Source organism: Falsihalocynthiibacter sp. S25ZX9 (assembly GCF_041205405.1).
GTDB lineage: Bacteria > Pseudomonadota > Alphaproteobacteria > Rhodobacterales > Rhodobacteraceae > Falsihalocynthiibacter > Falsihalocynthiibacter arcticus.
In genome coordinates, this window is sequence record NZ_JBGFCD010000021.1 from 43,753 (window position 1) to 52,924 (window position 9,172).

Here is a 9,172-nt window from a genome sequence, read left to right on the forward strand (position 1 = left end):
ATCAAGGTTGCGCCGCAGATAATGCCCTAGGTTTACGATAGCGACGGGCCTTATCCTGCCGCTAAGGGTTCCACGGCCTGCCCTATGAGGATATCGCCAGCACCCTGCACCAACATCTTGGCAGCGGTGCAAGCATGTGCGTCCTCAAACACCGGCGCAGTGTTGCAAGCAGCATGAGATTCGCCGCGCTGGACAGTCTGATTATGGGCCGCCGCTGTGGGGCGCTCGCCCCCGGAGTGATGCTATATCTGCCGCAGGAAAAATCCATATCCGCCACAGACATCGCGTTTAACAGAGGAAGCAACGCTCCCAGATGCACCCTAATGGCCGCATACTGATTTGAGTCAGCCCAAGGCCGAACTTCCTCTCTTAGGATACGCATAAACACGGAGGTGAATGCCGCGTGTTCCGACTCACGGGACATATCGGATTCCCCCTCGACACAAGCAAGGAATTTCACAAATGGCATGTACAACCGAAACGCTAGAGCGAGACCCAGCCTTCGCGGCGTTTCTCAGCACCCCTGTCGGCCAAGACAAAAAAGGGGCGCATGTCTCCCTCCTGTCGATGCTGGCGCGGCTTGACGTCGATCCATGGGCCGAAGCCTCGGATTTAGCCACATTGCCCGTGGGCGCGGCGCGAAAACGTCTTGAGACGCTGATTGCAACCTTCACAGACGTACCCGCAGGCGCACCGAATTACGATAAAACCGTCGCAACGTTGCTGGCTCGTATGCCCCAACCGGCCGCCTCCGCACCGACGGACTCCACCGGAACTATGATGCCACCCTTTGGAGCACCTATTTACAAGATCATCGCGACGGTCCTGTTGTTTGGTTGGATTGCACTACTGGCGCAGGGATATTGAGATGAACACCACCACAACGCCCGCGACCCCGATCAAGACCGAGATCACCCTTTGGGACCTCGAAGAACGGTTTTGGACACAGGGTGCCGAAAGTGCGCGTCAAATGACGGCCAAGAATGCGATCTTTGTCTATCCATATCCTGCCGGATTTTTACAGGGAGACGCGATTGGACAATCCTCGGACGTGTCGCAGCGCTGGCGCTCGGTTGTGATGAGCGAGCGCTATATTACACGCAAAGGCGGTATCGCGGTTGTGGCCTATCGTGTCTCTGCTGAGCGAGAGGGCGTGCCGCTCTACACAGCACTCTGCACTTCGACCTACATGAAAGACGACGCTACGTGGCTGCGACTGTCACACCAGCAAACTCCCCTACCATGAGGGGCCGAACCACGGCCACTCCGTAACCTCAAACCACGTCTCTAAATTCTCCTCACCAAGATTTTCCACATGCGCCAACGTCCATTTATGGCTGGCTTGCAAAGGACACATCCATGGCTTCCCCCAACTCCAAACAATCCGAAAACCCATCCCGATTCAGCTTTCCGTCGGCCTATACCATCCTCTTTTTGCTGATCGTGATTATCGCGGCGCTGACTTGGGTGATCCCAGCCGGTGAATACATGCGGGAAGCCTCGGAGGTGCTGGGCAAAGACGTCCCCGTCGCGGGCTCCTACGCCCTCACAGAGGCGAACCCTCAGGGCATTTTTGACATCCTCCTCGCCCCGATTGCCGGTTTTTACGACCCTGTTAGCTATACGGCAAACGCCATTGACGTGGCTCTGTTCGTCCTGATGATCGGCGGGTTTATTGGTGTGGTTACGGCCACGGGGTCCATTGACGCCGGCATCAAACAAGCCATGACGCGTATGAAGGGGCGGGAAAAATGGATGATCCCGATCTTGATGGGGTTGTTTGCATTAGGCGGCACAACCGAGGGCATGGCCGAAGAAACGCTGGCCTTTTACGTGCTACTAACGCCCATCATGATCGCGGCGGGCTATGACTCACTGACGGCTGTGGCGGTAATTATGCTTGGCGCAGGGGTTGGCGTCCTCGGCTCAACCGTGAATGCGTTTTCAACCGTGATTGCTTCAGATGCTGCGGGTGTTCCTTTTACGGACGGGTTAGCGCTGCGGCTTGGCATTCTGGCCGTCACTTTCGTGGCAACCGTTGCCTATGTCATGCGCTATGCGGCGCGGGTCAAGGCCGACCCGTCACGCTCGCTGGTCTTTGATCGCAAAGCCGAAAACGAGGCGCACTTTCGCAGCGAAGCAGGCGTCACCACCGAATTCACCCCTCTGCACAAAATCGTTTTGCTGCTGTTCGGGGCGACTTTTGCTGTGATGATCTGGGGCGTTTCCCTCAACGAATGGTGGATGGCCGAAATGAGCGGGCTATTCCTTTTTGCGGGCATCGGTATCGGCATCGTTGGGCGGTTGGGCGAAAAAGGCTTGGTTGAGGCCTTCGTCGGCGGCGCGCGCGATCTACTTGGCGTAGCCCTGATCATCGGCCTTGCGCGGGGCATTGTCGTTGTCATGGACGCAGGTCACATCACCGACACCATCCTGCATTGGGCCGAAGGCGCCGTCACTGGCCTGAACCGGATTGTCTTTATCAATGTCATGTACTGGATCGAAGTCGCACTGTCGTTCTTCGTGCCGTCAACGTCGGGACTTGCGGTGCTGTCGATGCCGATCCTTGCCCCCGTCGCCGATTTTGCGGGCGTCGCGCGCAGCCTCGTTGTCACTGCGTTCCAATCGGCTGAGGGCGTCGTTAACCTCGTCACCCCGACATCCGCTGTCGTCATGGGCGGTCTCGCTATCGCCCGTGTCCCCTATGAACGTTGGCTCCGTTTCGTCTGGCCTGTGCTTCTCGGGCTCTCAATTATCATCATGGTCGCTCTCAGTCTTGGCGTCCTCCTACAAGGAACAACCGCATGACCCTGACCTATGGCGTTCACTCTGAGGCCGGCAAACTGCGCCGCGTCCTTGTTCACAAACCCGGTGCTGCGATGGCACGTCTGACGCCTTCAAACTGCGCAGAACTGCTGTTTGACGATGTGATTTGGGTCAAACAGGCCCGTATCGAGCATATGACTTTTGTCGATGCGATGCGCAACCGCGGGGTTGAGGTGGTGTATTTGCGGCAACTGCTGACCGAGACCCTTGCCGATATGGAGGCCCGCCGCTGGCTGCTGGAGGCGCGGATCAACGACAATACCGTCGGCGTGGGCCTTGCTGATGATCTGCTGGCGCATCTGATGGAGGTCGATGCAAATCTGTTGTCCACCATCCTGATCGGTGGCATGAGTCGCGGCGAACTTCCCATCAAGTCCAACGGTGTTCTCGCACCGATGCTGGACCCCGCCGACTTCATTTTACCGCCGCTGCCCAATCATATTTTCACCCGTGACACCACGTGCTGGATTTATGGCGGCGTCACCCTGAACCCCATGCATTGGCCCGCACGCCGCCTTGAAACGCTGAACCTTGCCGCGATCTATCGGTTCCATCCAGATTTCAAGGATGCAGGTTTTCCGATCTGGTGGGGCGACCCAAAGCAGGATCATGGCCCCGCGACCGTCGAAGGCGGCGATGTCATGCCAATCGGCAACGGCACAGTCCTGATTGGCATGGGCGAACGCACCACGCCACAGGCCGTCAGCCAGATCGCGCGCAACCTCTTTGCGAGTGGCGGCGCAACCCGCGTTATCGCCTGCCAATTCCCCAAATCTCGCGGCGCGATGCACCTCGATACTGTATTTACCTTCTGTGACCGCGATCTTGTTACGGTCTTTTCCGAGGTCACAGACGCTATCCGCTGTACCAGCCTGCGCCCCGGCGACGGCAACACCATCGCCGTTGAAGTGGAGGCAAAACCCTTTCTTGAGGTCGTGGCCGATGCGCTTGGGATCAAAGCCCTTCGGACCATTCCAACGGGGGGAGATGCGTATGAATCCGCCCGCGAGCAATGGGATGATGCCAACAATCTTCTGTGTTTGGAGCCCGGTGTGGTCGTCGGATACGAGCGCAATGTCTATTCCAACACCTTGCTGCGCAAAGCAGGCGTGGAGGTCATCACCATCCCCGGATCTGAACTTGGGCGCGGGCGCGGTGGTTCGCACTGTATGACCTGCCCCCTCATTCGCGACGAAATTTAAGGATATTATTATGCCACAGAACCTACACGGCAGAAGCTTTTTAACCCTTCTCGACTTCACCCCCGATGAGATCAGACACCTGCTGCAACTGGCATCGAGCCTTAAAACCGCTAAGAATGGTGGCTTTGAGGTGCAAAAACTGCAGGGCAAAAACATCGCCCTGATTTTTGAAAAAGACAGCACCCGTACACGCAGCGGTTTTGAAGTGGCGGCCTTTGATCAGGGGGCGCATGTAACCTATTTAGGCCCCACGGGAAGTCATATCGGCCATAAGGAATCGATGAAAGACACCGCTCGCGTGTTGGGGCGATTTTATGACGGGATCGAATATCGTGGTTTTGGCCAGAAGGATGCTGAAGTTTTGGCTGAATTCTCAGGTGTACCCGTGTTCAACGGGCTAACTGACGATTTTCACCCCACACAAATCCTCGCGGATTTAATGACCATGCGCGAATTCACGCACAAACATCTGTCCGATACCGCCTTTTGCTTTATGGGCGACGCGGGCAATAATATGGGCTCCTCGCTTATGATTGGAGCTGCCCTGATAGGTATGGATATTCGCCTCTGCGGACCGAAAAGCTGTTGGCCGAATCCTGACCTCGTCGCCCAATGCAGAACAATTGCCGAAACCTCCGGTGCGCGGATTACCCTGACGGAAAAACACGCTGAGGGGCTAAAAGGCGCCGATTTTGTTTACACCGACGTTTGGGTTTCGATGGGGGAACCAGAGGAGGTTTGGGAAGAGCGGATCGCCCTTCTATCGCCTTACCGCGTCACGGCCGACGTCATGGAAAAGACCGGAAACCCCTACGCGAAGTTCCTGCATTGCCTACCTGCCTTCCACAATCGCGACACAGAAGTTGGCGCCGCGACCTTTGAAAAATACGGCATCGATTGCATGGAAGTAACGGACGAGGTGTTTGAATCCGCTGCCTCGGTTGTGTTTGATCAGGCCGAAAACCGGATGCACACAATCAAGGCGGTTCTCGTCGCCACGATGGGGGCATAGGATGCGCATAGTTGTTGCCCTTGGCGGGAATGCGTTGTTGCAACGGGGTCAGCCGATGACGGCGGCGGCGCAACTTGCGAATGTGCGAATTGCGGCCACGGCCCTTGCGGATCTAGCTCGCGATCATCAGATCATTGTCGCCCATGGAAACGGCCCACAAGTTGGCCTACTCGCGCTTCAGGCGGCCGCCTATGATCCCGAAAAGCTTTGGCCGTTGGATGTGCTAGGGGCGGAAACCGATGGTATGATCGGCTATTTGATCGAACAAGAATTGATGAACGCCCTGCCTGCGGGCTCCCGCTGTGCCACATTGTTAAGCCGCGTTGAAATCGACGCAAAAGACCCCGCTTTTGAGAAGCCAAGCAAGCCCATCGGGCCTGTTTATACCGCGTCCGAGGCAAGGCGCGCGACGACGGATCATGGTTGGACCATGGTAACCGAGGCCACAGGCGGGCAGCGCCGCGTGGTGCCCTCGCCCCTGCCCCTGCGGATTCTGGGCATCGAGGCAATCAATGCTTTGCTCAACGCGGATCACTGCGTGATTTGTGCGGGTGGTGGTGGCATTCCCGTCCTGCGCAATGCGGACGGTGCGATGGAGGGAGTGGAGGCCGTGATCGACAAGGATCGAACGGCAGCGCTTCTTGCGACGGAACTTAAGGCGGACGCGCTTTTGCTGCTTACAGATGTAGAGGCCGTCTTTGAGAATTTCGGCCAAGCCAACCAGCACCTGATCGGAATGACCACCCCCAAGGCCTTGGCCAAACTCGATCTTGCCCCCGGCTCAATGGGACCCAAGGTCAGTGCTGCGGTAGCCTTTGTGCAAGGTGGCGGCGCATTTGCCGGAATCGGCCAATTGTCGGACGCCCGCGCAATTCTGGAGCAGCGCGCCGGAACCAACATCCTGTCGGACGCGGCCAAACCGCTTAAAGTCTGGGACAACGAAGGCGGAGCGCTGGATTAAAGGCTGCACTAAAAATTGCGGTACAACCTTTAGCTCAACAACGGCCCAATCTGATCCAGATAGGTTGGGTCAAACTCCGCGAATTCGGTCAGGCGGTCATAGGCATCGAAGGTCACGTACCCATCCCGAAACGTGACTAAACCGCTTTCGCGCAACTGTCGTAGGACGCGATTGACGTGAATTGCGGTCAAGCCAAGGGCATCCGCCAAAAGGTATTGTGTGAGGGGGCAAGCATAGCCTTTTTTACTGCCCAACCCGACCAACGCAAGTCTGGCACCGAGCTCCAGCAGGAAATGCGCCATCCGTTCCGCCGCGCTCCGCCGTCCGATATCCGCCAGATGTTCAACCACCATCGCTTCATCACGGGACGCGGCCCAGAGGATCGCCATGGCCAAGCGGGGCGTTTGGGTGAAGGCCTCCATTAAGTCCGAGACCAAAAATTCGGAGACTTCAATATCGGTGATCGGCTCAATGCTGTGATCCGACATATGTAGTAAAACGCTGCGCAGACCCAAAAAATCACCTGGAATCTGAAAGTCGATAATCTGGCGTTGGCCATCGTGCAGAATTTTATACGAGCAAGCCCAGCCCGACGCGAGAACATAGGCCGTATGTTCCGATTGCCCTTGGTGCACCAGATCGCGCCCGACGGTAAAAACCCGTCGCCGCTTGTGCAGGGCTTCAAGGGATGCAAGTTCGGTTTCGGATAGGGCGACAAAGGCCCCCAACTTACGAACCAAATAGGCATTATTCATCAATGTCGTCCTCATTTCGAGTCACAGCGAACTCTTCCGAAAAAAGGGCACTATTTGCTGATGTGGATCAGTGCAACTTAGGGATTATCTGTATACCTGTTCAGAGAGCAATTCAAACACCCTGAATATCGGGTACCTTCTTTATCAGAGGCAGTAAAACATGCCTGACCATGAAGCCTATTCAGGAATCGCGGCCTTGTCGATCTGCGAAGCGCTACTTCTTGCGCTAAACGACGCAAAAGTCCTGCCCGAAAGCGAAATTTTAGGGGTTCTCAAGGACGCGTCTGCTACACATGAAAATGCTGACGGCTCAGAGGCTGACCTTGAAACGCACAAGGCTGTGGCAAGCCTAATTAATCGCATCCTCTCTGGTGGTGATTTCTCCCGCAAATAGTAGAATCTCACCTTGGAATAGGCCGTACGCGCCTAGGTGCTGTAAGACCAATTCGAACTCGTCTCTGCAAGGACAGAGAAACTGCCCTTTATGCCGCGCAAAGACCGCGCCACTCAGCCAGAGCGGCGGTGCGGTTTGCTTTGAAATGAACTCTTTGGAAAAGGCTGCGATCTTTGTTGAAGTGGTTGAAAACGGAGGCGTGAACAGAAACAAATTTCTGCAATGTTCGCATTCGGCGAAAGCGCTGCATCGCTCGTTCTCGTCGTCGGAACGGCAAGTGTGAATTCTCAGCCCGATTGTTTTTCCAACGCCCCGTTTCCTGTCTGGCCAAATTCCCGATGACCTTCATCGCCGCGCTATAGGAACGTAACTTGTCAGTGACTATTACCTCAGGTTGGCCGTACCGTTTCATTGCTTTCTTCATGAATTTAAGGACCGCGGCCCGATCTCGACGCCTGGTCACGTAGCTTTCTAACACCTCGCCTTCGCTATCAACCGCACGCCAAAGATAGTGCCTCTCACCGTTTATCCTTACAAAAACCTCATCTAGGTGCCACTGCCATTGAGGCCAGGACCTCAATCGTTCCACTCGTTTCCTCCGTATCTCTGAAGCAAGCATTGGCCCGAACCTGTTCCACCAAAATCGCACCGTTTGGTGGCTCACCTCAATACCTCTCTCGTGGAGTAAATCCTCTACGTTTCGAAGTGAGAGCGGAAATCGGACGTAAAGCATCGCCGCTAAGCAAATAAGCTTAGGGCTCGTTTTGAAATAGCGAAAAGGAGAGCGTTTTGTTATAATCAAACGCTAGTTGGTTGCCCCGCACCGCTCAAGGCAGTTTCTTCTGACAATGACATAATGAAACATATTGCTCAAAATTTCAATTCGTGCTGTCAATGTGAGGTTTTAATCACTCTCTTTCGCATAGTTGCCTAAAATTTTCTCTGCCTACAAATAAAGAGCACAGCCATGACACTAGACCAAGATCCAACACCACCCCAAACACAACTACGGCTAAATGATGCCGTCGATATGCGTTACCTTTTAAGGGAATACTATGATCTTTACCGGAAAATCGCGTCCGGTGGGAGCACCAAGATACGGAGCCACCAGCGCGCTGTTCGAGAAGCAATTGGGCGCGTCATCAAGGCAAATCCTCCCGTTGTTTTGCGCACCCCAGACCGATTGCCAGTAACGGATCATTTGCGTCGCTCCATTGACCTTGGTCGGAAGGATCAAATGGTGTCGATGGTCCGAGCACTTGACGCTGTACGTGACGATCTTTCTTGGGAATACGGTTACGAGAAAATTCCCAAGGGCTTAGCTCAAAAGTACGGTTATGCCGAGATTGCGGGCCCCAAGGGGCCGATCCGCACGACCGAGGTGATTCTTGGAGTAGTCCTTTTTGCACCAGGATGCACCTATCCCGCTCATGCACACAATGGCATTACAGAGAGTTATGTCTGCCTTTCTGGTGCCGTCAGCGAGAACCATCAGGGCGTTTACACCCCTGGATCTATGATATTCAACCCGCCCGAACAACTACACCGGATAACCGTTTCCGATATCGATCCGGCACTGCTCGCATATGCTTGGATCGCACCGCCCGAGATTCTAACTTCAAATACCATGAATTTTCGGAGATCAAAGTAGTGGCAGAGTGGTGCTATCATGTGTGGACATTTATGGACCCCTCCTTTTTGCAACACCTTAGTTAGATCTGGATAGGTTTCACGGTTTCTGACGTATATCCGGCTTCTGAATGCGGCCCGAAGTATCGTCGCCGCGAGCCCCCCATTCGGCAGATTGCTTTACAATCGCCTGCCGGGCAATGGATGAATTCCCTCTCGCTTCTTCCTCATTGGCTCCAAGGGTGGTGCCATGTATGGACGGTGGTGTCATGTGTTGACGGCCCCTGTTTTGCAAGGATTTATTTGAGCTGATTTTGATCGTTGCAGGTTGCGGTCATGTGTCCGGCCTGTTGACGCGGTGCATGTGACCGCTGGCCTTTCCTCTCAGCGATG

11 protein-coding genes are annotated in these 9,172 nt (G+C 55.1%); 9 read left to right on the forward strand and 2 right to left on the reverse strand.

Features of this window, described 5'->3' with window-relative positions:
- Positions 1-92: 92 nt before the first annotated feature.
- The 7 genes from AB9F29_RS18980 to AB9F29_RS19010 all read left to right on the forward strand — a co-directional run bounded on the left by AB9F29_RS18980 (position 93) and on the right by AB9F29_RS19010 (position 6,001).
- Entirely contained in the window at positions 93-338 is a 246-nt protein-coding gene (locus tag AB9F29_RS18980) for a hypothetical protein (protein WP_369756834.1), read from the forward strand.
- A 124-nt stretch (positions 339-462) separates the two neighbouring features.
- A complete protein-coding gene (locus AB9F29_RS18985) occupies positions 463-867 on the forward strand; it encodes a hypothetical protein (RefSeq protein WP_369756829.1) in 405 nt (134 codons plus the stop codon).
- 1 nt (position 868) lies between these two features.
- Positions 869-1,246: a hypothetical protein gene (locus AB9F29_RS18990; protein ID WP_335586601.1), complete on the forward strand. Its 378-nt coding sequence runs from the start codon at positions 869-871 to the stop codon at positions 1,244-1,246.
- A 113-nt stretch (positions 1,247-1,359) separates the two neighbouring features.
- Positions 1,360-2,808, forward strand: a complete 1,449-nt coding sequence (locus tag AB9F29_RS18995) for a YfcC family protein (protein WP_369756830.1) — start codon at positions 1,360-1,362, stop codon at positions 2,806-2,808.
- Complete coding sequence (arcA, locus tag AB9F29_RS19000) at positions 2,805-4,028, forward strand: arginine deiminase (RefSeq protein ID WP_335586599.1); 1,224 nt, start codon at positions 2,805-2,807, stop codon at positions 4,026-4,028. Before AB9F29_RS18995 ends, arcA begins: the two co-directional genes overlap by 4 nt.
- A 10-nt stretch (positions 4,029-4,038) precedes the next feature.
- Positions 4,039-5,040, forward strand: coding sequence for an ornithine carbamoyltransferase (gene argF / locus AB9F29_RS19005; protein WP_335586598.1), 1,002 nt, complete (start codon positions 4,039-4,041; stop codon positions 5,038-5,040).
- Position 5,041: 1 nt separating this feature from the next.
- Positions 5,042-6,001 carry a carbamate kinase gene (locus AB9F29_RS19010; RefSeq protein ID WP_369756831.1) on the forward strand — a complete coding sequence of 320 codons (960 nt, stop codon included), beginning with the start codon at positions 5,042-5,044 and terminating at the stop codon, positions 5,999-6,001.
- A 29-nt stretch (positions 6,002-6,030) separates the two neighbouring features.
- On the opposite strand, the gene AB9F29_RS19015 is transcribed toward AB9F29_RS19010, so the two are convergent.
- A complete protein-coding gene (locus AB9F29_RS19015; RefSeq protein WP_335586596.1) occupies positions 6,031-6,756 on the reverse strand; it encodes a Crp/Fnr family transcriptional regulator in 726 nt (241 codons plus the stop codon).
- Positions 6,757-6,916: 160 nt separating this feature from the next.
- Between AB9F29_RS19015 and AB9F29_RS19020 the strand changes: the two genes are divergently transcribed.
- Positions 6,917-7,150 (forward strand): hypothetical protein, encoded by a 234-nt coding sequence (locus AB9F29_RS19020; protein WP_369756832.1) that lies wholly within the window; start codon positions 6,917-6,919, stop codon positions 7,148-7,150.
- Between the two features lie 88 nt (positions 7,151-7,238).
- Here the strand turns inward: AB9F29_RS19020 and AB9F29_RS19025 are convergent, their stop codons facing one another.
- The gene (locus tag AB9F29_RS19025) at positions 7,239-7,946 is read right to left on the reverse strand and encodes an IS6 family transposase (protein WP_335586612.1); all 708 of its coding nucleotides are present in this window, start codon (positions 7,944-7,946) and stop codon (positions 7,239-7,241) included.
- Between the two features lie 171 nt (positions 7,947-8,117).
- Here AB9F29_RS19025 and AB9F29_RS19030 point away from each other — a divergent pair, with 171 nt between their 5' ends.
- On the forward strand, positions 8,118-8,801 hold the full coding sequence (locus tag AB9F29_RS19030; RefSeq protein WP_335586594.1) for a dimethylsulfonioproprionate lyase family protein: 684 nt from the start codon (positions 8,118-8,120) through the stop codon (positions 8,799-8,801).
- The last annotated feature ends 371 nt before the right edge of the window (positions 8,802-9,172 follow it).

Coding starts and splice junctions, on each gene's coding strand:
- AB9F29_RS19010 (WP_369756831.1), top strand. CDS start 5,042: ATGCGCATAGTTGTTGCCCTTGGCGGGAATGCGTTGTTGCAACGGGGT.
- AB9F29_RS18985 (WP_369756829.1), top strand. CDS start 463: ATGGCATGTACAACCGAAACGCTAGAGCGAGACCCAGCCTTCGCGGCG.
- arcA (WP_335586599.1), top strand. CDS start 2,805: ATGACCCTGACCTATGGCGTTCACTCTGAGGCCGGCAAACTGCGCCGC.
- AB9F29_RS19020 (WP_369756832.1), top strand. CDS start 6,917: ATGCCTGACCATGAAGCCTATTCAGGAATCGCGGCCTTGTCGATCTGC.
- AB9F29_RS18990 (WP_335586601.1), top strand. CDS start 869: ATGAACACCACCACAACGCCCGCGACCCCGATCAAGACCGAGATCACC.
- AB9F29_RS19015 (WP_335586596.1), bottom strand. CDS start 6,756: ATGAATAATGCCTATTTGGTTCGTAAGTTGGGGGCCTTTGTCGCCCTA.
- AB9F29_RS19030 (WP_335586594.1), top strand. CDS start 8,118: ATGACACTAGACCAAGATCCAACACCACCCCAAACACAACTACGGCTA.
- AB9F29_RS18995 (WP_369756830.1), top strand. CDS start 1,360: ATGGCTTCCCCCAACTCCAAACAATCCGAAAACCCATCCCGATTCAGC.
- argF (WP_335586598.1), top strand. CDS start 4,039: ATGCCACAGAACCTACACGGCAGAAGCTTTTTAACCCTTCTCGACTTC.